We start from the raw sequence: 19,582 nt of genomic DNA on the forward strand, positions 1-19,582 counted from the left end.
GCTGGAATGCAGCCGGCCTCCGCCTCCGGCGAACCTCCGCCTCCGGCGAACCTCAGATAGGCGAGCCTCAGATAATGGGGCGAAGACCGGCTTCGTCCCGCACACGGAACAAGCTCTTGGTCTTCGGATCCACAAAGATCAGGTAGATGGCGAACAGGAGCCCAATGAGGGCTGCAGCGCAACGCGCCAGGATGATGGCAAGTCCCAGGTCCTCGCTTTGAAGGTAAGGGAACACGTCCAGCTGGTCTGAGATGGCGTAGACCATGAAGAACGAGACGATGAAGTAGAGGGCCTTCACCTGCCAGTCGTTGCGGATGCCGGTCACGGCGAAAAGCGGTATCAGCCACACCACGTACCAGGACTGAATCATGGGCGCCAGTAGGACGATCGCCGCAAAGGCCAGGGTAAGGCGGCGCATCAGGCGATCGTAGTCGCCCCGAAAAATCAGCCAAGCCACCGCTGCAACCATCAGTACTTTACCGGCGTCGTAAACCAACTTTGCCAAGGCCCAGCCGTCCAAGCCAAAAGCATTGAAGATCACGGCAACAACCATTCCGATGAGACCGACAGGCGCGTACCAGATCCAAACGCTTCCCGGAGCTGAGAGACCGTTGATCCACCCAAATCCGAATCCGTTGACGAGGCTCAAGGCGTAGAGGAGCCCGAAGCTCAGGGCCGCAGTCAGGAACCAGTAGAGGAATTTGCGCGGCCACGAGGCATCCTTGCTGGCCCACAGAAGTCCGATGAAGGGGAGGAATACCACCGTGATCGGCTTGACCGAAATGGAGAGCGTGACCAATACCAGCCCCCGAATGACACGGCGGGTGGCGCAGTAGTACAGGCCCGCCAACGCCAGCCCAATCATCAGGGCGTCGTTATGGACGCTGGCAATGAAGTTCGTGAGGAAAAGCGGGTTGGCCGCCGTCAGCCATAAGGCCCTGTGAGGATTCACGCCGTGCAGTTCCGCCAGCTTCGGCACATAAATTATGCAGAGGATGACACCCGCGGCGGCAACAAGCCGGAAAAGCATGATGCTGGCTTCGGGCTGTACGTTGGTCACCCACACTACAAGCTGCTCGATCCACAGGAACAGCTGACCGTAGGGAACCGGCGCTTCAGTCCACATTTTGTCGGCGCCCAGCTGGAAGTAGTTGGGCAGGGCCGAGATCCCGTTTTCGTAAGGATTGATGCCTTCCACCATCAACCGGCCTTGGCCGATATACGCGTAAACGTCCCTGCTGAAAAGGGGAACGGTAAACATCATGGGCAGGCCCCAGGCCGCTACAGCCTGCAGCGTGGCTTTTCGGGCTTCCAATCCCCACACCCGGACCCGCTGCCCCAGCCTTAGCCAGGCACGGACGAGCAACATGCCACCGATGGCGAGCAAAACTATGGACAGTGCGACGCCAACACCTTCAGTGCGCATCCAGATGAAAAGCGGGAGGCGACGAAGTTCGGAGACCGGAGCAAGCCAACCAACGCCCAATGAGCCGAACACCAGGAACATCGAACCAACGAAACCGGCGATCAATGGCGAACGTGCGTTATCCACCTCGCTGGCAACAGCGCCGGCTGACGGCTTTGCTGTCCCTGCCAACTGGGCGGCGGGTACTGGCACCGTCATGTGGTCGTCATCCAATCGTTCACCCGCTGGTTCGGGTCAAAATTCTGCGTCATGGGGGCGTTCGGCAACAGGATGAAACGACACTGCCGCGCTCAAAAATCGTACCATCGGAGCACTTGGAAGCCACTGAGAGATAGGCTGGGCGCGTGCCTATTACTAATGAACGCATCGTCTGGATCGACTGCGAAATGACCGGCTTGGATCTCACGAACGACGCCTTGATAGAGGTCGCCGCGTTGGTGACGGATTCCGAGCTCAACATTCTGGGCGACGGCGTGGACGTCGTCATCAAGCCGGACGACGCCGCGCTGGAACAAATGAACGACTTCGTGCGGGACATGCACACCCGCTCCAAACTTCTGGACGAGCTTCCCCACGGCAAGACCATGGCCGAGGCAGAAGCGCAGGTCCTTGAATACATCGAGAAGTGGGTCCCGGATCCCCGCAAGGCTCCGCTGGGCGGAAACTCCGTGGGAACAGACCGCATGTTCCTGGCCAGGGACATGCCCAACATCGTGGAGCACCTTCACTACCGTGTGATCGACGTCAGCACCATCAAAGAGCTCTCACGCCGCTGGTTCCCGCGTGCGTACTTCCAGTCCCCCGCCAAGCATGGCGGTCACCGCGCCCTGGGCGACATCAAGGATTCCATCGACGAACTCCGGTACTACCGCCAGGCTGTCTTCGTTCCGGCGCCGGGACCCGACACCGCCACGGCGCAGCGCATTTCCAAGGACATCATCGCCACTGCGGAGGTCTTGGGATCCAGCGAAAAGGTGTGATCTGCGCCATTTTTCAAGGTTTTTTCGCCAAAACCGGCAAAAGTGGACTTTGCACCCCAAAACAGCAGGTAAGCTATTTGTCGTTGCCTTGAAGGAAAGCCGGTCAAACGGTTCAGACCAAAAAGGCACATGGTGGGCTTAGCTCAGTTGGCAGAGCGCCTGGTTGTGGTCCAGGAGGTCGCGGGTTCAACCCCCGTAGCTCACCCCACCGAGATTGGCTCCAGAGCCGGTTTCCACAAAGGCCGCACCGGTTATCCGGTGCGGCCTTTGCTTTTAACCTCAAAGCGGACCAAGGCCGCTCCGGACTACAGCGCTAGACGAAGGAAAAACTGACATGACCGTCCTGCCAGTCACTATTTGGGGCGAACCTGTTTTGCATCGCCGGGCAAGCGAAGTGGAGGTTTTCGACGACGAGCTCCGCGCCTTGATCGCAGACATGTTCGAGACCAATGACGCTGCCAACGGGGTTGGGCTCGCCGCCCCTCAGATCGGCGTGGGAAAGCGCCTCTTTGTCTACAAGTACGCCAACGACGACGACGTCCCGGAGCAGGGCGTGGTGGTCAACCCCGTGCTGACCCTTTCCAAGGTCTCGGGCGCTCTTCCGGATCCCGACGAGCATGTTGAAGGCTGCTTGTCCTTCCCCGGCGAGTATTACCCTTTGCAACGGGCTGAATGGACACGGGTTCAGGGTTTTGACGGCAACGGCAACGCCTTGGATTTCGAAGCGACAGGCTGGTTCGCCAGAATCCTGCAACACGAGTTCGATCATCTGGACGGCAAACTGTACGTGAACCGCCTTGTGGACCGGTACTCCAAGAAGGCGTTGAAGCAGGCCAAGAAGAACGGCTGGGGTGTTCCTGGACTGACCTGGATGCCTGGCGTCGATCCCGATCCGTTTGGGCACTAAGCCATGGCCACCAGCCCTCACGCGGAGCTTTTCGAGCTCCTGGACATCACCGGCGAAGATGCCGCTGAATGCGCGCACCTTTTGGAGACGCCTCCGGATGAGCCTGTTCTTCAGGCAATGGAGGCGATGCAGGAGAGGCTTGGGGCCTTTCCGGTGGACAGCATCCGGGCAGACGGTGCCGCGGAGACGGTCTGGATCGAAGCCCTGCTCCGCTTCGCACCGTCAGTTCACGCATACCACCTGGATCTCGGAATTAGTCCGGCTGTGTCGGCTGCGTCCTTGGCAGACCTGGGTTTACAGCTCCGTATCAACCGACGAGTCCACGGCCATTTTGGGCTGGACACGTGGAGCTGGCTCACGCTGCACATGGCCGGCAATTTGTTCCGGCTTGGCCGGCTGCAGTTCCATTTGGTTCCAACCGACGGCCAGGGTTCAGACTGGGTTCTTGGCGTCCATATCCCCGAAGATGGAGGCCTCTCCCCCACGTTGGTGGATGCCAGCTTTGCCGAGGCGAGCTCTTTCTTCCCCCGGTATTTCCCCGACAAACCTGCCCGTAAGGCGACGTGCGATTCCTGGATGCTGGACCCGTATCTGATTGAGCGCCTGCCGGACAGCAACATTGCCTCGTTTGCCCGCCGCTTCACGCTGGACCGTTGCACTGATGCCCCTACGGATGCCGTCTATTTCACCTTCAGGCAACGGGGACTGGACAACCTGGATAGGCTTCCGCGGGAAACCTCACTCCAGCGCGTGGTCCTGGAACGGATCGACGACGGCGGCACCTGGCAACTGGGGCACGGTCACCTGGCACTGTAGATGGTTTGCTGGTCCGGGCAAGAGGACAGGACCCGCTTCATGGCATCCTTTTCGGCCTGCGTAATCCACAGCTGATACGCCGCTTTCACCGAGACTTGCCGGGCGACGTAATGGCAGCGGAAATTCTTGTTGGCCGGCAGCCACGTGGCGGCGTCTCCTGCACCCTTCTTGACGTTGGCGGGACCGTCCGCGGCGATCAGGTTCAGCGGATCGTTTGCGAACATTTGCCGCTGCTGAACAGTGAGCTGCTGGGCCCCTTTCTGCCACGCGTCGGCGAGGGCCACCACGTGATCGATTTGAACGGCGGCACTGGTGTCCTGGCCTCTTTGGAAGGTCACTTGTGCCCCTGTGTAGGGTTCGTGAAAGCTACCACCGGCGACCTTGCACGATGAACCCTCCGTGAATTCGACGCCCGAGAGGTCCCTCCGCAGGATGTCGTTTCGTGTATCGCATCCGTTACGGTCAGCGTCCGCCCAGGCTTGACCGAAAGCGGCCCTGTCGTAGTCCGTTTTTGCCGCCCGCCCTTTGACCGGGAGCCGCTCCAGGGCGTCGCTTGCCCTCTCCGGGGTAACGGGCGCCGCACCGCGAAGGGGTTTCATCCAACCGGGTTTGTAGACAGGGGCTTCGCTTGGGCCGACTGCCCACGGTTCAGCGGTACTGAATTGTCCGGTGGTGAAAAACCAGGACAGCCCTGCCACGATGGTGGCGGCCGCCAGTCCAAGAATGGCCCACGCTTGACGTGACCTTCTCCGGGCGCGCTTGTAGGCAGACCATGTGGTACTCAAGAGACTCCATCCAGTGGGGCAGGCAATGTCCTATGAGCGTAGGACAGGGCCCCGACAGTCAGAGCCGATATCCACAGTGTGTAGGAGAAGTCACACTGCGGGCATGGGGCTTTCTCAGCGGCCTATTGCTCACGCATTACACGCTGAAGGTCCTCCGTTGCCACCGCAAGGAGGCCACGCAACTGTTCAACGCGCTGATCCGTGACGTCACCGGCCGCGTTGGCTGCGATGGCTTGATCCAGAAGTTTCTGGGCTTGTTTGTGGTTGGCCTTCGCTACGTCCAGGGCGTGCTCCAGCGTGGTCTCATGTTCCAACGTTGATTCGTTTTCCATGAACCCATTTTGATCAGGTTTCCCGGCTGATACCAGTGACTCAGCCGGGAAACCCGCCAATAGTTCGGAGCGCCTAGGCTCCTGCCCCTTCAAGCACCGCGATGGGAGCAATCACGTCACGCGCGGGGAAGGACGGCGGGTTCACACCTGCCATTTCTTCCATGACACGCACAACCTGGCAGGAGTAGCCGAACTCGTTGTCGTACCAGACGTAAAGAACCAGGTTCTTGTCGTTGGAAATCGTTGCGAGGCCATCAACAATGCCGGCGCGACGCGAGCCAACGAAGTCAGTGGACACCACGTCGGGAGAGTCGATGTAGTCGATTTGCTTGCGAAGGTCCGAGTGCAAGGACATTTCGCGGAGGAAGTCGTTGACTTCGTCGCGAGTAGTGCCGTTCTCAAGGTTGAGGTTCAGGATGGCCATGGAGACATCCGGGGTGGGTACGCGGATGGCGTTGCCCGTGAGCTTGCCCTGCAACTCGGGCAGCGCCTTGGCTACAGCCTTGGCGGCACCGGTCTCCGTGATGACCATGTTCAGTGCTGCCGAACGGCCGCGGCGGTCACCCTTGTGGAAGTTATCGATCAGGTTCTGGTCGTTGGTGAACGAGTGAACCGTTTCCACGTGGCCGTGAATGATGCCGAACTTGTCGTTGATAGCCTTCAGCACCGGCGTGATGGCGTTGGTGGTGCAGGATGCCGCGGTGACGATCTTGTCGTCATCGGAGATGTCCTTGTGGTTGATGCCGTGGACGATGTTCTTGAGGTCGCCCTTGCCTGGTGCCGTCAACAGGACGCGGGCAACGCCCTTGCTCTGCAGGTGCTGGGAGAGGCCATCGGCGTCGCGCCAGCGGCCGGTGTTGTCCACCACCAAGGCATCCTTGATGCCATATGCGGTGTAGTCCACAGTGGCAGGGTTGTCCGAGTAAATGACCTGGACCTGCACGCCGTTGGCGGTGATGGTGTTGGCTTCCTCGTCCACGCGGATGGTGCCCTCGAAGGAACCGTGCACGGAGTCGCGGCGCAGCAGGCTGGCGCGCTTCACCAGATCGTTCTCAGCGCCCTTGCGAACAACGATGGCGCGGAGCCGCAGACCGTGTCCGCCACCGGCCTTTTCAATGAGGATGCGCGCCAGGAGGCGGCCGATGCGGCCGAAGCCGTAGAGAACGACGTCGGTGCTGGTGCGGTTGTCGGCGCCACGCTTTCCCACGATCTCGGCGAGCTCGGCACGCAGGTACTCATCCAGCGAGGCGCCGTTGCCTTCGGCCCGGAACTTCTCGGTCAAACGTGCAATGTCAATGGCGGCTGCGCCGAGTTCCAGCTCGGACAGGGCATTCAGCAGCGGTGCGGTCTCTTCGAGCAGAAGCTCGTGGTTGCTCATCCGGCGCGCAAAGCGGTGGGCCTTCAGGATGTTCATGGTGGACTTGTTGATCAGGCTCCGGCCGTGGATGCTGGTGACCACGTTGTTTTCCCGGTACAACCGGCCGATCACGGGAATCATGGCCTCGGCGAGAGCCTCCCGGCCCATCCACTTATCAAGACAAGAATCTGACGTCTGGCTCACAGAACTACCTTCCTTGGGTCAACCACATACGTCCTCGTATGCAGATGGCAGCGGCCGCCCGGAGTGATCCTGCGGCACATGCGCCAGCGGGCTTCGGTCCACCCACAGCGCCTTGAACGAGAGCAAAGAAAATCCGCCGGCTGCGAACGCAGTCCCGGCGGCAGAACATCTACGTTCAGTAACCATTCTAGGGCGGAAGGAAGGGCTGCAGGCCGCCCCAGGGCGTGAAATCACTCACACGGCACAAATCCGGGAGTCATAAATGGATGGGTCGACCGATACGCCGGGTTCTGTCATCCCCTGCCGTTACCAGCAAGGGAGTAGCGGCCATCCATCTACGAACGCCGTTGCCGACGCCCTCCAGCAGCCTACCCGGACACTCGGGCGAGCAGCCCTCAAACGTGTCCTGTCTGGCCTTGCTCCGGGTGGGGTTTACCTAGCCTCCCCGGTCACCCGGGGAGCTGGTGGTCTCTTACACCACCGTTTCACCCTTACCTGCTGCCCCGCGATGCAAACATCACGACGCGCAGGCGGTCTGTTCTCTGTGGCACTGGCCTGCGGGTTACCCCGAGTGGGCGTTACCCACCACCCTGCTCTTCGGAGCCCGGACGTTCCTCGAGTCACTTCCGTGACGCGCGACCGCCTGGTCGACCCATCCGCCGTCCAGTCTACCGGCGTTGGGGCCAGGCAAAGTCCCCGGTAATATCGACTGGTGCTGATTCTGCTGCCGCCTTCCGAAGGCAAGACCCCCGCTGCCAACGGTCCCGCCATAAACTGGGAATCGCTCAGCTTCCCCGAACTGAACCCTTACCGGGCAAAAGTACTCGAAGCACTGGGTATGGTGAGCGCGCACGAGGATGCACTGACGCTGCTGGGGGTCGGTGCCTCGTTGCGGGACGACGTCGAACGTAATACCCGGCTGCATGCCGAACCAGCCGCTCCCGCGCATCAGGTCTATTCAGGGGTCCTGTACGACGCCTTGGGCTACAACAGCATGACGCCAACGCAACGCCGCAAGGCGAGCGAATCCATCCTGGTGGTTTCCGCCCTGTGGGGCGCCATAGGCTTCGGCGACCACGTGCCCGCCTATCGGCTGTCGATGGGAACGGCATTGCCCGACGTCGGGCGCCTCGCCTCCTACTGGAAGCCGCAGCTTAACGCAGCCCTCGCCTCACGCGCCGAGGGCGAACTCTTGGTGGATTGCCGTTCCAGCACCTATGCCGCTGCCTGGGCTCCCCCGGCGACGCAGACGGTTAACGTCAACGTCTTCAACGAAGCGAACGGCAAGCGCACGGTTGTCAGTCACTTCGCCAAACACACCCGCGGCGAACTGGGCCGCCACCTGCTGACCCGGCGCGGCAAAGCGCCGGCAACCCCGGATCAGCTCCTGAAGGCTGCCCGGGAGATTTGGACTGCGGAACTTGTTGAGGGCACGGCCCGCAAGCCGCACGCGCTCAACATCATCCTCACCACCTGAGTGTCCAACCGGCGTTGGGCTGCGTCAGTTCCACTCCGCCGAACGGACCAGGATGACACCTGAGTCCGGGCAAAACACGATCTCGTCCTCTGCTGCAGCTTTGACTTCGGCAAGGTCGCCGGGGCTGAGCATCATGCCGGAGCCTTCGGACTTGCCGTGGAACAGACGGGCTGCGCCGACACCGCGCTTGGCAATGGTCTTCTCGTAGATGGCAAGTACTCCCGCGTCCAGCGATTCCGCGAAGGCGGCGCGCTGTCCACGAACCACCGTTTCCTCGGCTGCAATCTCGGCAATGGCTTCGTCCAGCTCCGCCCGGATGCTGCCGAACGAGCCTTGGATATCGTCCACGATCGACTGCTGAGCGGCCTGACGCTCGCGCAATGTATCCAGGCGTTCCAGGATTTCGAGCTCAACGTCTTCAAGGTCCGAGCGGCGCTTGTTGAGTGAGGCAATGTCACTCTGCAGCGCCACCAGGTCCTTGGACAGGCCGGTGCCGCTGTTAAGCCGGGTCTCGTCCCGTTCAATGCGGGTTGCTACCTGCTCCACATCGGCTTCTGCCCTGCGAAGTTCGGTCTCGGCGTCATGGACGGCAATTTTGGCAGCGCCGAGTTCGCCGTTGGCTACATTCAACGCATCCGTGAGGTCAGTGATGCGTGGATCGGTTTCCAGGACCTTCCGGCGGCCGGCAAGCGACCTGAGCTTGGCATCCAGTCCCTGCAGTTCAAGCAATTTCAATTGTTCTGCCGGTGCTGCTTTCGCCACGCTTACCTCCGCTAATCGCCACCGGGCCTGGGGATCAGGTCCGGCCGGACCGCCACTATCTGTCAGGGCTGTCCGTATCTTTCTAGACTCTAGTCCCCGCCGGGAGTGAGTATGAAGTCCCAGGGATCGCTGTTGGTGCTGCTGACGCGGATCTCGACGTCGTAGCCTTGGTCCGCGAGCACGTTGCCCAGCGCTTCAGCGGCAGCAGGGAGCCACAGCCATTCACTGGCAAAGTGCGAAACGTCGATCAGGTAGGGCCGGCCGTTGGTGGCACCTTCGCGCGCCTCGGATGCCGGGTGGTGCCGCATGTCTGCTGTGACGTACACATCCGCGTGGCTGGCCCGAACGGCATCGAACAAGCTGTCCCCCGCACCACCGCAGACGGCAACGCGCCGGATCAGGCCGTCTTTGTCTCCAGCCACCCGGACTCCGCCTGCGACGGCGGGCAGCATTTCAAAGACGCGGGCAGCGAAATCACCGAGCGTCTCGAGATCAGGCAGGTCGCCTACCCTGCCAATACCTTCCTCCGGCAATCCGTTGCTTGCAGCCGTCAAGGGCGTAACGTTCTCCAACCCAAAGGCGTCAGCCAGGACATCGGAAACCCCACCAACGGCTGAATCACCATTCGTGTGCACGGTCAGCAGACCAGTCCCGGCCTCTATCAATCGGTGTACCGCAAGGCCCTTCGCGGATGTGGCCGCCACGGAGTTGACCCCTTTGAGAAGCAAGGGGTGGTGGGTGATGAGCAGTTCGGCCCCCCACTCCACGGCCTCATCGATCACGGCCAGCGTGGGGTCAACGGCAAAGAGGACTTTGGTGACAGGGACGTTTGGCCGTCCGACAACCAGGCCCACCTCGTCCCAGTCTTCAGCCAAGGACTCCGGCCAGAGTTCCTCGACAGCCAGCAACACCTGACCGAGCGTAGGATCACCGCTGGCGTCAACTGTTTCGGCTTCTTCGACGGAATCCGCATCCGAAATGTCGGTGTTTACTGCTTCCATGCTCTCATTCTTCCCTACTGAGGCCGATTTCTTCCCTACTGAGCCTGATCAGGCAGTCGCCGCTCCCACGGCACCTCCCCGGTGCCGTAATTCTCCCGTAAGGTGAAGCGGGAATCATCAGGCCCTCCGATCCATTGAAGAGAACATGAAAACTTTCGTACTTGGCGGCGGCTGCTTCTGGTGCCTTGATGCCGTTTACCAGAAGACCCGCGGCGTCAGCTCGGTGGTGTCCGGTTACACGGGCGGCCACGTCCGCAATCCCGACTACTACGAGGTCTGCTCCGGCACCACTGGTCATGCAGAAGTAGTCGCGGTGACATTTGATGAAACCGTAGTTCCGGAGGAAGTCATCCTGGACATGTTCTTCGCCCTCCACGACCCCACCACATTGAACCGTCAGGGCTATGACGTGGGGACGCAGTACCGTTCGTCGATGTTCTACACAACCACGGAAGAAAAAGTGTTGTTCGAGGAAGCCATTGAGCGCGCCCAGGCCCTCTGGTCCGATCCGATTGTGACCGAGGTCAGCCGCCTTCCCGAATTCCATGAGGCCGAGGAAGTCCACCAGAATTACTACGCAAAGTTCCCCTATCAGGGGTATTGCCAGGTGATCATTAACCCGAAGCTGGCAAAGGCCCGGAAATATTACTCTGCATGGCTTACTGCTTAGCAGGGTTTCGACCCTGCTGGTTAGGCTGACCTCAGCATTCCCTCTTCAGAGATAGGCGTAATTTTCATGGCAAGGATCTACGACGACGTCACGCAGCTGGTCGGTCGCACCCCGCTGGTCCGTCTGAACCGGCTCACAGAAGGCCTCGACGCCACGGTTGCAGTCAAGCTTGAGTTCTACAACCCGGCCAACAGCGTCAAGGACCGCATTGGCGTGGCCATCATTGATGCTGCCGAAAAGTCCGGCGCCCTGAAGCCCGGCGGAACCATCGTCGAAGGTACTTCCGGCAACACCGGCATCGCCCTGGCACTGGTGGGTGCAGCCCGCGGATACAAGGTCATCCTGACCATGCCTGAGACCATGTCCACCGAGCGCCGCGTCATGCTGCGCGCTTACGGTGCAGAAATCGTCCTGACGCCCGGATCCGAAGGCATGCGTGGCGCCGTCGAGAAGGCACAGGAAATCGTCGCCAACACGGAGAACTCCATCTGGGCGCAGCAGTTCGCCAACGAGGCCAACCCGGCGATCCACCGCACCACTACCGCCGAGGAAGTCTGGGAAGACACCGACGGCGAAGTGGACATCTTTGTTGCCGGCGTGGGTACCGGCGGTACCATCACCGGTGTTGGCCAGGTCCTCAAGGAGCGCAAGCCGGGCGTGCAGATCGTGGCTGTTGAGCCCAAGGACTCCGCGATCCTCAACGGTGGAGCCCCCGGCCCGCACAAGATCCAGGGAATCGGCGCCAACTTTGTTCCGGAAATCCTGGACACCAACGTTTACGACGAAGTCCTGGACGCCACGCTGGAAGATTCAGTCCGCGTAGCCCGTGAACTCGGAGCCCGTGAAGGCATCCTTGGCGGTATTTCCTCTGGCGCCATCGTGTGGGGTGCACTGGAACTGGCCAAGCGTCCCGAGAACGCCGGCAAGCTGATCGTCGCCGTCGTCTGTGACTTTGGAGAGCGTTACATTTCCACGGTCCTGTTCGACGACATCCGTGGCTAACACTTAGCCCGCACACCTTCATTTCCTGTAGAAAGGTCTTTGTGAGCTTCTTCGCAAGGCTTAAGGAAGACCTCGATGCCGCCCGGTCACACGACCCGGCGGCTCGAGGCTCTTTTGAGAACTTTTTCGCTTATTCCGGTTTGCACGCCATTTGGGCGCACCGGGTGACTCACCGGCTCTGGCAGAATCCGGCACTCCGTTTTCCTGCCCGCCTGATTTCCCAGTTGGCCAGGTTCCTTACCGGCATTGAGATCCATCCCGGTGCAACCATTGGCCGGCGATTCTTCATTGACCACGGCATGGGAGTGGTGATCGGTGAGACCGCTGAGATCGGCGAGGACGTGATGATCTATCACGGCGTCACGCTCGGCGGCCGTTCACTGGCCAAGGTCAAGCGTCACCCGACCATCGGCGACCGCGTCACCATCGGCGCCGGCGCAAAGGTCCTGGGTCCCATCACCATCGGTGCGGGAAGCGCCATCGGCGCCAACGCCGTGGTGGTGAAGGACGCACCACCGGAGTCCATCATCACAGGCATCCCAGCCACGTGGCGGCACCGCGACGCCAGGTCCGAAACGAAGCCCGCTGTGGACCCGGCTGAGTACTACATCGAGTACCGGATCTAGCCGGCTAGCCTTCTGTATAAATTCCAGAAGACAGCGTCGAAGGCGCGGTCCGGAAGAACCCTTCGCAATGCCAGGACGCTCCAGGCCCCCCTGCCCACCGGGTAACGGGTTCTGGGGCGTTTTGCCGTTGCGGCGCGAACTATGGTTCTTGCTACAACACGCGCCGGCGTCGACAACACGTGGCCTGATCCGGAGGTGGAGGCCAGTGCTGCAGCCACGATGTGCGCTTGTTCTTTGTAAGGTCCACCACCCGATATAGTCAACAGGCCCTCGCCCGCGATGGTGCCCCATTCACTATCCGTTCCCGACGGCTCGATAACGACGACGTCGATGCCGTGTGGCTTAAGCTCCAGCCGCAGGGAATCGCTCAACCCCTCCACCGCAAACTTTGTCCCGTGATACCAAGCCCCCAATGGTTCATATATTTTGCCGCCAATGGAGGTTACGTTGATGATCCGGCCCGAGCCGGCGAGGCGCATCCCGGGAATGACAAGTTGGCTCATCCTTGCCAGGCCTATGACGTTGACTTCGAACTGGCGCCTGCCCTCAGCCATCGGAACTTCCTCGAGTGAGCCGTAGGAGCCATATCCGGCATTGTTGACCAGCAAATCGATCCGCCCGTGGGCCGCTTCAACCAGCCCCACCGCAGACGCCATCGATTCTTCCGAGGTGACGTCCAAGGACATGACAGTGATGCCGTGCTGCTTCAGCGGTTCCATCTTGTCCGCACGGCGTGCGCCTGCATAGACAGTGAAACCGGCTGCCCTGAGTGCTATGGCCGTGTCGAAGCCGATCCCGGTGGAGGCCCCGGTGACAAACGCGATACGGGATGCCATGGGTGGTCTCCTTCAGTTCATAAGGGGAACGGCAAACAATTCACTACGGCAAAGGCCGGTCCATCCCAGAGTATCTGGGAGGAACCGGCCTTACGGACAGGTGCTGCTAGTGGGTGTCGACTGCCGAGATCTCGGACTTGTCTTCGCCCCAGAGGGTGTGGAACGTACCCTCGGTGTCCACGCGACCGTAGGTGTGTGCACCGAAGAGGTCGCGCTGGCCCTGGATCAGGGCAGCGGCAACGCGCTTGCGGCGCAGGCCGTCGTAGTATGCCAGCGAGGAGGAGAACACCGGTACCGGGATGCCCAGCTGGACGGCGGTGGCCACAACCCGGCGCCACGCCGGAAGTGCCTCGGCGATGGCCTTGGTGAAAGCCGGCGCGAACAGCAGGTTGGCGGGCTTCTCCTCGGCTGCGTAGGCCTTGGTGATGTCCTTGAGCAGCTCTGCACGGATGATGCAGCCTGCACGCCACAGCGAAGCGATCTCGTCCAGCTTGAGGTCCCAGCCGTACTCCTTGGCAGCGGAGGTCAGCATGTCCAGGCCCTGAGCGTAGGAGACCAGCTTGGAGGCGTAGAGCGCCTGGCGGACATCCTCGACGAAGGTCTCGGGGATTTCCACAGAGGCTTCTTCGCCGGCCAGCAGTTCCTGGCCAAGTTTGCGCTGCTCCGTCTGGGAGGACAGTGCGCGGGCAAACACGGACTCGGCAATGCCGGAGACCGGGGACCCGAGTTCCAAGGCGGAGATGACCGTCCAGCGGCCCGTGCCCTTCTGGCCTGCTGCATCCACCACGACGTCGACGAACGGCTTGCCCGTCTTTGCGTCAACGTGTCCCAGGACCTCGGCGGAGATTTCGATCAGGAAGGAGGAAAGGTCGCCCTTGTTCCATTCAGCGAAGATCTTGGACTGCTCGGCGGGCTCAATACCAGCGCCGGAGCGGAGGAGATCGAATGCTTCACCGATGACCTGCATGTCGGCGTATTCAATACCGTTGTGGACCATCTTGACGAAGTGGCCGGCGCCGTCGGTGCCGATCCATGCACAGCAGGGTTCGCCGTCGACCTTTGCGGAGATCTTTTCCAGCAGCGGGCCGAGCGCGTCGTAGGACTCGCGCGAGCCACCGGGCATGATGGACGGGCCGTTCAGCGCGCCTTCTTCGCCACCGGAAACGCCGACGCCTACGAAGTGCAGGTCCTTCTTTGCCAGCGCGGCTTCGCGGCGGCGGGTGTCCTCGTAGTGCGAGTTACCGGCATCGATGATGATGTCGCCGGCTTCAAGCAGCGGTTCCAGCTGCTCGATCACGTTGTCAACGGGAGCGCCTGCCTTGACCATGATCAGGACACGGCGGGGCTTTTCGAGGGAATCGACGAGTTCCTGCAGCGTTTCCGTGCGGATGAAGTCGCCGTCCGTGCCGTGCTTTTCCAGCAGGGCGTCAGTCTTTTCCACGGAGCGGTTGTGGAGAGCCACGGTGAAGCCGTTGCGGGCGAGGTTGCGGGCCAGGTTGGCGCCCATCACCGCAAGGCCGGTGACACCGATGTGTGCTGACATCAAAACTCCAATTCGTTCGTGTACAAACAGTCCTCTGTTTCCCGATAGGGCACGCAGGAAGCGATTTCAAAACCAGGGGCTGCAATAAACCATACGTATTTAAACCTTGGGCGGGAAAGCGGCGCCCACGTTTTGGAACGGTGCCGCGTCATAAACAGTCTATGATGCCGCCCCGGTTCCAGCTGCGCGCAGGACGCCTCCGCGCCATTATGCTTACCTCTATGTCAACCAGCCTCCACCACCGCGCCGTAGAGCACCTGGGCACCAGGATCGTCGGTGGTGCCCTTCCCACCGGCCACGTCATGTTGGCGGAGCATCTGGAAGACGAACTGAAAGTCTCCCGCTCCGTGGTCCGTGAAGCTGTCCGTGTGCTGCAATCGCTGGGACTTGTGGAGACCATCAAGCGTGTGGGCATCCGGGTTCTGCCGGCCCATCGATGGAATCCTTTCGATCCTTTGGTGATTCGTTGGCGTCTCGCCGGCGAGGGGCGTGGCGCCCAGTTGAGGTCGCTCGCCGAGCTGCGTTCCGCCGTCGAGCCTGTCGCAGCAGAACTGGCCGCCGGGAACGCGCCCGAAAGTCTTCGGCAGGAGTTGGTGGGCATCTCGTTGGCCATGAAGGAAGCCGGCGATGCCGGTGACATGGCCCGGTTTCTGGACCTCGACATCCGGTTCCATGCATTGGTCCTCTCGGGCTCGGGCAACGAGATGTTCGCCAACTTGATCGGCCAGGTCACGGAGACCCTCACGGGCCGAACCGTCCACGGGCTCATGCCTGAACACCCCCAAAAGCAGGCGCTTCAGTGGCATATGGACGTGGCCCATGCGATTGACGCCGGAGACGGTTCCCTGGCGCGCGACGCCGCCGCAAAGATTATGCGTCAGACCATCGCGGAGCTGGCACCCAGCTGGAATGACCAGCCCCGCGTCTTCGTCCCCGTAGCCAAAAACTAGCTACGGCTGGAAGTTCAGCAGCACTTTTCCGGATTCAGCGGAGTTCTTCGCCACCTCAAAAGCCTCCAGGCCTTGGGCCAGGCCGAATTCGTGCGTCACCACAGGGTCGACGAACAGCGAACCATCGGCCAGGGCAGCAATGACCTCATCGATTTCGTCGTTGAAGCGGAACGAGCCAAGGAGTTCCAGCTCGCGGGTGATGGCGAGGGAGATGAACACCGGCTGTGGTCCGGATGGCAGTAGTCCCACCATCACCACCTTGCCGCCACGGGTAGCACCCTTGATGGCCGAGGCCAGTCCAAAATGGCTGCCTGATGATTCAATGACCACGTCTGCGTCCACCGCCGCGATAGCCTCCGCATCGTCGCCTTTGAGGACGTCATCCGCCCCCACGGCGCGCGCAATCTCCAGGGGCTTGTCATGCATGTCGACGGCGACAATCCGGGCCGCGCCGGCACGCTTCAGGACAGCGACCGCCAGGGCACCGATCGGACCACTGCCGATCACGAGCGCCGTTTTTCCTTCGACGTTTCCCGCGCGGCCTACAGCATGCCAAGCGACACTGGCGGGCTCAACCAGGGCGGCAGTGCGGAGATTCAGGTTCTCCGGAAGAGGGCGCAGCATCCTTGAGGGAAGGTTTGCGTAGCGGCTGAACGCGCCGTCCGTGTGGGGGTACCGGGCAGCACTGCCAAGGTAGGTGCAGCCCGGGGAGAGGTTGGGCCGGTCCTCGGGGTATCTAACATTGCCGGGTGCCGGGGTTGCCGGGTGGACGGCCACTGGGGTCCCCTCAGCGGGGCCGGTACCGTCCGCCGCCTGCTGGACCACCACGCCAACGATTTCGTGGCCCAGGACCATGGGCTCTTTGAGGATGGACTCCCCCGCTGCGCCATGCAGCCAGTAGTGAAGGTCTGATCCGCAGATCCCGCCGTAGGCGATCTCCACGATCGATTCGTCCTCTGCCGGAGTGGCCAGCGGGACGTCCTCAATCCGGAGGTCACCTTTGCCGTGGGCAACTACAGCGGGGCCGGAAGCTGGAAGGTTGATGCCCATCAGACCACCACCGTCATTCCGCCGTCGACGAAGATCGTCTGGCCGTTCACGAAGTTCGAGGCCTGGGAGGCGAGCCATACGGTGGGGCCGGCAAGGTCTGCCGTGGTGCCCCATCGGTTGGCCGGGGTCCGGCCAAGGATCCAGGAGTTGAAGTCAGCATCATCCACCAGGTTTTGGGTCATTTCCGTGTGGATGTACCCCGGCGCGATTCCGTTGATCTGCAAACCGGAGGCGGCCCACTCCGCGGTCATCGCGCGGGTGAGGTTGCGGAGACCGCCCTTGGCAGCCACATAGGGGGCGATGGTGGGGCGTGCCAGGTCCGTTTGGACCGAGCAGATGTTGATGATCTTGCCGTGACCTCGGGGGATCATATGCCTTGCCGCTTCCCGGCCTACCAGGAAGGCGCTGGTGAGGTCGGTGGTGATGACGCGGTCCCAGTCTTTGACGTCGAGCTCCAGCATGGGGACACGGTGCTGAATTCCGGCGTTGTTCACCAGGATGTCCAAAGGCCCGACGTTCTGTTCGATCCAGGCCACCCCCTCAGCGGCGGATCCAGCGTCCGTGACGTCGAAGGCCCGGCTGTGGACCCTGCCCACCGGATAGCCAGCGGCCATGGCCTGGTGGGCTTTCTCCAGGCGTTCAGTGCTGATCCCATTGAGCACCACCGTCGCTCCGGCATCGGCGAGGCCCCTGGCCAGGGCGTTGCCGATTCCCCGGCTTGAACCAGTGACCAAGGCAACCCGCCCGGTCAGATCGAAAAGTCCACTCATAGTTTTGTTCTTCATTCCTTCTGGTGTTGCGCCGGTTCAGTTGCTGTTCGACGTCGCGGCTGGTGAAAGGCTTAGGTTTGCGATGGTCTGACGGACAACGGCGAGGTCGTGATCTCCGAGTCCTTGGCGTTTGAGTTCGGCATAAAGGTCGATTGCCGCCGATGCCATGGGGACGGCGGAGCCAACGGCTTGTGCGCTGGTGAGCACGAAGCCGAGGTCCTTGTGCATAAACTTTGCCGGCCCGGTAGGCGCATAGTCCTTGGCGGCCAAGCGTGGGCCAACGTTTTCCAGCACCCGGCTTCCGGCCAACCCTCCGGAAAGGACCTCAAAGAGTGCCTCCACGTCCATGCCGGCGCGTTCCGCGAGTTCGGCCGCTTCGGCGAGGGCCGCCGTCGTTGTTCCGACGATGAGTTGGTTGCACGCTTTGGCGAGCGACCCCGAACCCAGCGGCCCCATGCGCCGGACGGTAGTCCCCATGGTTTCCAGGAGTGGTTGGAGAGCTTCGAACTGGCCTTCGGTGGCCCCCACCATGATGGCGAGGCTTCCGCGTTGCGCCCCGGCGGTACCGCCGCTGACCGGCGCATCCACCACCGCGGCGTTGCCGCCGGATGCCTGGTGAACAGTTTCGCCAAACAGTTGGACCGCAGTTGGCGAGACGCTGCTCATGATGACGACGGCGGTGCCCGGCCGGGGTGCCTTGTTCCGCCATGATTCGAGCAGGTCCGCTGCGGCTTCCTCGATGAAGGGCAGATCGGGGAGCATGAAGATGATGGTGTCTTCGTCCCGCAGCTCCGCCACGGCTGCTGCGCGCCGGACGCCGGAAAGGCCTTCAAAAACGGTCTCGGATCGGTTCCAGGCGGTGACGTTCCAGCCGGCTGCCGCCAGGTTTGAGGCCATGGGCGCTCCCATGAGTCCCAAGCCAACGAAGCCCACGCGTTTGCTGGTCATGGTAGGTAACACCTCACTTCTTTGTGGTCATCTACGAGATTACTGTTCAATATCCTAGCCTCCATTCAGTATGATGAACACCATGACGACTGATGAACTTACCATCGCCATCGCTGTACCGCTCGAAGCAGAGCACGTAGAGCTGATCCGCGCTGTAGATCCTTCCGTAACAGTTCTCTACCATCCCGAGCTTCTTCCGCCTGAACGCTTTCCCGCAGATCACGCGGGCGATCCGGAGTTCAAGCGCACTCCGGAGCAGGAGGAACGCTACTGGGACATGCTGAACCGGGCGCAGGTCCTGTACGGCTTCCCCAACGAAAGTCCAGCCGGCTTGGCACGCATCGCCGCGAGCAACCCGCACTTGCAGTGGATTCATGCCATGGCAGCGGGAGCGGGTGGCGCGGTCAAGGCTTCCGGACTCGACACGGAAACCCTGCAGAAGTTCCGCGTGACAACGTCCGCGGGCGTCCATGCCCTGCCCTTGGCGGAATTTTCAGCCTTCGGCATCCTCAACGGGTTCAAGCGCAGCGCCGAGATGGCACAAGATCAAGCCGCCAAGGTTTGGCCCGAGCTGAGAACACCCACCAAACTTGTCAACGGCTCAAAGGTGGTCATCGCAGGCCTCGGCGAAATTGGCTTGGAGACTGCCCGAATTGCCCGGGCCTTGGGTATGAACGTCAGTGGAACCAAGCGCACTGTGGAAACCATTGAGGGAATCGAGGAGGTCACCAACAATGATGGTCTCCCCGGCCTGGTGGCTGATGCCGACGCAGTGATCAATACACTTCCCGGCACGCCGTACACGGAGAAGCTGTTCAACAAGGACATTTTCTCAGCCATGAAACCCGGAGCCGTGTTCGTCAACGTGGGCCGGGGAACAGTGGTGGATGAGGACGCTTTGCTCGAGGCCTTGAACAATGGCCAGGTGTCGTATGCCTGCCTTGACGTCTTCGCGGTGGAACCCCTTCCACAGGACAGCCCTTTGTGGAACCATCCCAAGGTCCTGGTGTCCCCGCACACTTCTGCGTTGAGTGCTGCCGAGAACCGGCTCATCGCCGAACGCTTCTGCAGCAACCTGCGCACCTTCCTGGACGGTGGCGAACTCCCCCATCTGGTTGATCCGGTCCACTTCTACTAAGC

Annotated in this window: 20 protein-coding genes, 1 tRNA gene and 1 other RNA gene; 10 read left to right on the plus strand and 12 right to left on the minus strand. The window is 61.5% G+C overall.

Annotated features, from left to right (window positions below; all coding sequences use genetic code 11):
- Positions 1-67 precede the first annotated feature (67 nt).
- Positions 68-1,624 carry a polyprenol phosphomannose-dependent alpha 1,6 mannosyltransferase MptB gene (mptB, locus tag ARUE_RS12810; protein WP_187329880.1) on the minus strand — a complete coding sequence of 519 codons (1,557 nt, stop codon included), beginning with the start codon at positions 1,622-1,624 and terminating at the stop codon, positions 68-70.
- A 146-nt stretch (positions 1,625-1,770) separates the two neighbouring features.
- On the opposite strand from mptB, the gene orn reads away from it, so the two are divergent.
- The 4 genes from orn to ARUE_RS12830 all read left to right on the plus strand — a co-directional run bounded on the left by orn (position 1,771) and on the right by ARUE_RS12830 (position 4,129).
- Positions 1,771-2,406 (plus strand): oligoribonuclease, encoded by a 636-nt coding sequence (orn, locus tag ARUE_RS12815; protein ID WP_011775078.1) that lies wholly within the window; start codon positions 1,771-1,773, stop codon positions 2,404-2,406.
- 132 nt (positions 2,407-2,538) lie between these two features.
- Positions 2,539-2,614 (plus strand) — tRNA-His (locus tag ARUE_RS12820).
- Between the two features lie 126 nt (positions 2,615-2,740).
- Positions 2,741-3,313, plus strand: coding sequence for a peptide deformylase (def, locus tag ARUE_RS12825; RefSeq protein ID WP_014922054.1), 573 nt, complete (start codon positions 2,741-2,743; stop codon positions 3,311-3,313).
- Between the two features lie 3 nt (positions 3,314-3,316).
- Positions 3,317-4,129, plus strand: a complete 813-nt coding sequence (locus tag ARUE_RS12830) for an acyltransferase domain-containing protein (RefSeq protein ID WP_014922055.1) — start codon at positions 3,317-3,319, stop codon at positions 4,127-4,129.
- Here ARUE_RS12830 and ARUE_RS12835 read toward each other — a convergent pair.
- The 4 genes from ARUE_RS12835 to rnpB all read right to left on the minus strand — a co-directional run bounded on the left by ARUE_RS12835 (position 4,114) and on the right by rnpB (position 7,462).
- Positions 4,114-4,914 (minus strand): HNH endonuclease family protein, encoded by an 801-nt coding sequence (locus ARUE_RS12835; RefSeq protein WP_014922056.1) that lies wholly within the window; start codon positions 4,912-4,914, stop codon positions 4,114-4,116. The genes ARUE_RS12830 and ARUE_RS12835 overlap by 16 nt on opposite strands.
- A gap of 122 nt (positions 4,915-5,036) precedes the next feature.
- Positions 5,037-5,246: a hypothetical protein gene (locus tag ARUE_RS12840; RefSeq protein WP_014922057.1), complete on the minus strand. Its 210-nt coding sequence runs from the start codon at positions 5,244-5,246 to the stop codon at positions 5,037-5,039.
- Between the two features lie 73 nt (positions 5,247-5,319).
- Positions 5,320-6,807, minus strand: a complete 1,488-nt coding sequence (locus ARUE_RS12845) for a glyceraldehyde-3-phosphate dehydrogenase (protein WP_081589142.1) — start codon at positions 6,805-6,807, stop codon at positions 5,320-5,322.
- 263 nt (positions 6,808-7,070) lie between these two features.
- Positions 7,071-7,462: RNase P RNA component class A (gene rnpB, locus ARUE_RS23475), an RNA gene on the minus strand.
- Positions 7,463-7,519: 57 nt separating this feature from the next.
- Between rnpB and ARUE_RS12850 the strand changes: the two genes are divergently transcribed.
- Positions 7,520-8,284 (plus strand): YaaA family protein, encoded by a 765-nt coding sequence (locus tag ARUE_RS12850; RefSeq protein ID WP_014922059.1) that lies wholly within the window; start codon positions 7,520-7,522, stop codon positions 8,282-8,284.
- A 24-nt stretch (positions 8,285-8,308) separates the two neighbouring features.
- Here the strand turns inward: ARUE_RS12850 and ARUE_RS12855 are convergent, their stop codons facing one another.
- Both ARUE_RS12855 and ARUE_RS12860 read right to left on the minus strand, forming a co-directional pair.
- Positions 8,309-9,046 carry a zinc ribbon domain-containing protein gene (locus ARUE_RS12855; protein ID WP_011775085.1) on the minus strand — a complete coding sequence of 246 codons (738 nt, stop codon included), beginning with the start codon at positions 9,044-9,046 and terminating at the stop codon, positions 8,309-8,311.
- An 89-nt stretch (positions 9,047-9,135) separates the two neighbouring features.
- The gene (locus tag ARUE_RS12860) at positions 9,136-10,047 is read right to left on the minus strand and encodes a Nif3-like dinuclear metal center hexameric protein (protein WP_014922060.1); all 912 of its coding nucleotides are present in this window, start codon (positions 10,045-10,047) and stop codon (positions 9,136-9,138) included.
- 145 nt (positions 10,048-10,192) lie between these two features.
- Between ARUE_RS12860 and msrA the strand changes: the two genes are divergently transcribed.
- From msrA to epsC, 3 genes are all read left to right on the plus strand, one after another.
- Positions 10,193-10,717, plus strand: a complete 525-nt coding sequence (msrA, locus tag ARUE_RS12865; protein ID WP_011775087.1) for a peptide-methionine (S)-S-oxide reductase MsrA — start codon at positions 10,193-10,195, stop codon at positions 10,715-10,717.
- Between the two features lie 66 nt (positions 10,718-10,783).
- Entirely contained in the window at positions 10,784-11,719 is a 936-nt protein-coding gene (cysK, locus tag ARUE_RS12870; protein ID WP_011775088.1) for a cysteine synthase A, read from the plus strand.
- A 41-nt stretch (positions 11,720-11,760) separates the two neighbouring features.
- On the plus strand, positions 11,761-12,345 hold the full coding sequence (epsC, locus tag ARUE_RS12875) for a serine O-acetyltransferase EpsC (protein WP_011775089.1): 585 nt from the start codon (positions 11,761-11,763) through the stop codon (positions 12,343-12,345).
- On the opposite strand, the gene ARUE_RS12880 is transcribed toward epsC, so the two are convergent.
- The gene (locus ARUE_RS12880; RefSeq protein WP_014922061.1) at positions 12,342-13,181 is read right to left on the minus strand and encodes an oxidoreductase; all 840 of its coding nucleotides are present in this window, start codon (positions 13,179-13,181) and stop codon (positions 12,342-12,344) included. The genes epsC and ARUE_RS12880 overlap by 4 nt on opposite strands.
- 106 nt (positions 13,182-13,287) lie before the next feature.
- A complete protein-coding gene (gene gnd, locus ARUE_RS12885; protein ID WP_014922062.1) occupies positions 13,288-14,724 on the minus strand; it encodes an NADP-dependent phosphogluconate dehydrogenase in 1,437 nt (478 codons plus the stop codon).
- A 221-nt stretch (positions 14,725-14,945) separates the two neighbouring features.
- Here gnd and ARUE_RS12890 point away from each other — a divergent pair, with 221 nt between their 5' ends.
- Positions 14,946-15,674: a FadR/GntR family transcriptional regulator gene (locus tag ARUE_RS12890; protein ID WP_043471334.1), complete on the plus strand. Its 729-nt coding sequence runs from the start codon at positions 14,946-14,948 to the stop codon at positions 15,672-15,674.
- Here ARUE_RS12890 and ARUE_RS12895 read toward each other — a convergent pair whose 3' ends face one another.
- From ARUE_RS12895 to ARUE_RS12905, 3 genes are read right to left on the minus strand one after another with little or no spacing between them, the layout of a single operon-like run.
- On the minus strand, positions 15,675-16,724 hold the full coding sequence (locus tag ARUE_RS12895; protein WP_014922063.1) for an L-idonate 5-dehydrogenase: 1,050 nt from the start codon (positions 16,722-16,724) through the stop codon (positions 15,675-15,677).
- Complete coding sequence (locus ARUE_RS12900) at positions 16,724-17,494, minus strand: SDR family oxidoreductase (RefSeq protein WP_043471336.1); 771 nt, start codon at positions 17,492-17,494, stop codon at positions 16,724-16,726. Before ARUE_RS12900 ends, ARUE_RS12895 begins: the two co-directional genes overlap by 1 nt.
- A gap of 36 nt (positions 17,495-17,530) precedes the next feature.
- Positions 17,531-18,442 carry an NAD(P)-dependent oxidoreductase gene (locus ARUE_RS12905; RefSeq protein WP_014922065.1) on the minus strand — a complete coding sequence of 304 codons (912 nt, stop codon included), beginning with the start codon at positions 18,440-18,442 and terminating at the stop codon, positions 17,531-17,533.
- 70 nt (positions 18,443-18,512) lie between these two features.
- On the opposite strand from ARUE_RS12905, the gene ARUE_RS12910 reads away from it, so the two are divergent.
- The gene (locus ARUE_RS12910; protein ID WP_014922066.1) at positions 18,513-19,580 is read left to right on the plus strand and encodes a D-2-hydroxyacid dehydrogenase; all 1,068 of its coding nucleotides are present in this window, start codon (positions 18,513-18,515) and stop codon (positions 19,578-19,580) included.
- Positions 19,581-19,582 lie beyond the last annotated feature (2 nt).

Origin of the sequence: Arthrobacter sp. Rue61a (assembly GCF_000294695.2) — a bacterium.
In the GTDB taxonomy this organism is placed as follows: Bacteria; Actinomycetota; Actinomycetes; order Actinomycetales; family Micrococcaceae; genus Arthrobacter; species Arthrobacter aurescens_A.

Excerpts from the sequence above, each read along its gene's own strand:
- ARUE_RS12840 (WP_014922057.1), bottom strand. The coding sequence starts at position 5,246 with ATGGAAAACGAATCAACGTTGGAACATGAGACCACGCTGGAGCACGCC.
- cysK (WP_011775088.1), top strand. The coding sequence starts at position 10,784 with ATGGCAAGGATCTACGACGACGTCACGCAGCTGGTCGGTCGCACCCCG.
- msrA (WP_011775087.1), top strand. The coding sequence starts at position 10,193 with ATGAAAACTTTCGTACTTGGCGGCGGCTGCTTCTGGTGCCTTGATGCC.
- ARUE_RS12830 (WP_014922055.1), top strand. The coding sequence starts at position 3,317 with ATGGCCACCAGCCCTCACGCGGAGCTTTTCGAGCTCCTGGACATCACC.
- ARUE_RS12910 (WP_014922066.1), top strand. The coding sequence starts at position 18,513 with ATGATGAACACCATGACGACTGATGAACTTACCATCGCCATCGCTGTA.
- gnd (WP_014922062.1), bottom strand. The coding sequence starts at position 14,724 with ATGTCAGCACACATCGGTGTCACCGGCCTTGCGGTGATGGGCGCCAAC.
- mptB (WP_187329880.1), bottom strand. The coding sequence starts at position 1,624 with ATGACGGTGCCAGTACCCGCCGCCCAGTTGGCAGGGACAGCAAAGCCG.
- ARUE_RS12890 (WP_043471334.1), top strand. The coding sequence starts at position 14,946 with ATGTCAACCAGCCTCCACCACCGCGCCGTAGAGCACCTGGGCACCAGG.
- ARUE_RS12895 (WP_014922063.1), bottom strand. The coding sequence starts at position 16,724 with ATGGGCATCAACCTTCCAGCTTCCGGCCCCGCTGTAGTTGCCCACGGC.
- def (WP_014922054.1), top strand. The coding sequence starts at position 2,741 with ATGACCGTCCTGCCAGTCACTATTTGGGGCGAACCTGTTTTGCATCGC.
- ARUE_RS12905 (WP_014922065.1), bottom strand. The coding sequence starts at position 18,442 with ATGACCAGCAAACGCGTGGGCTTCGTTGGCTTGGGACTCATGGGAGCG.
- ARUE_RS12900 (WP_043471336.1), bottom strand. The coding sequence starts at position 17,494 with ATGAGTGGACTTTTCGATCTGACCGGGCGGGTTGCCTTGGTCACTGGT.
- ARUE_RS12860 (WP_014922060.1), bottom strand. The coding sequence starts at position 10,047 with ATGGAAGCAGTAAACACCGACATTTCGGATGCGGATTCCGTCGAAGAA.
- ARUE_RS12880 (WP_014922061.1), bottom strand. The coding sequence starts at position 13,181 with ATGGCATCCCGTATCGCGTTTGTCACCGGGGCCTCCACCGGGATCGGC.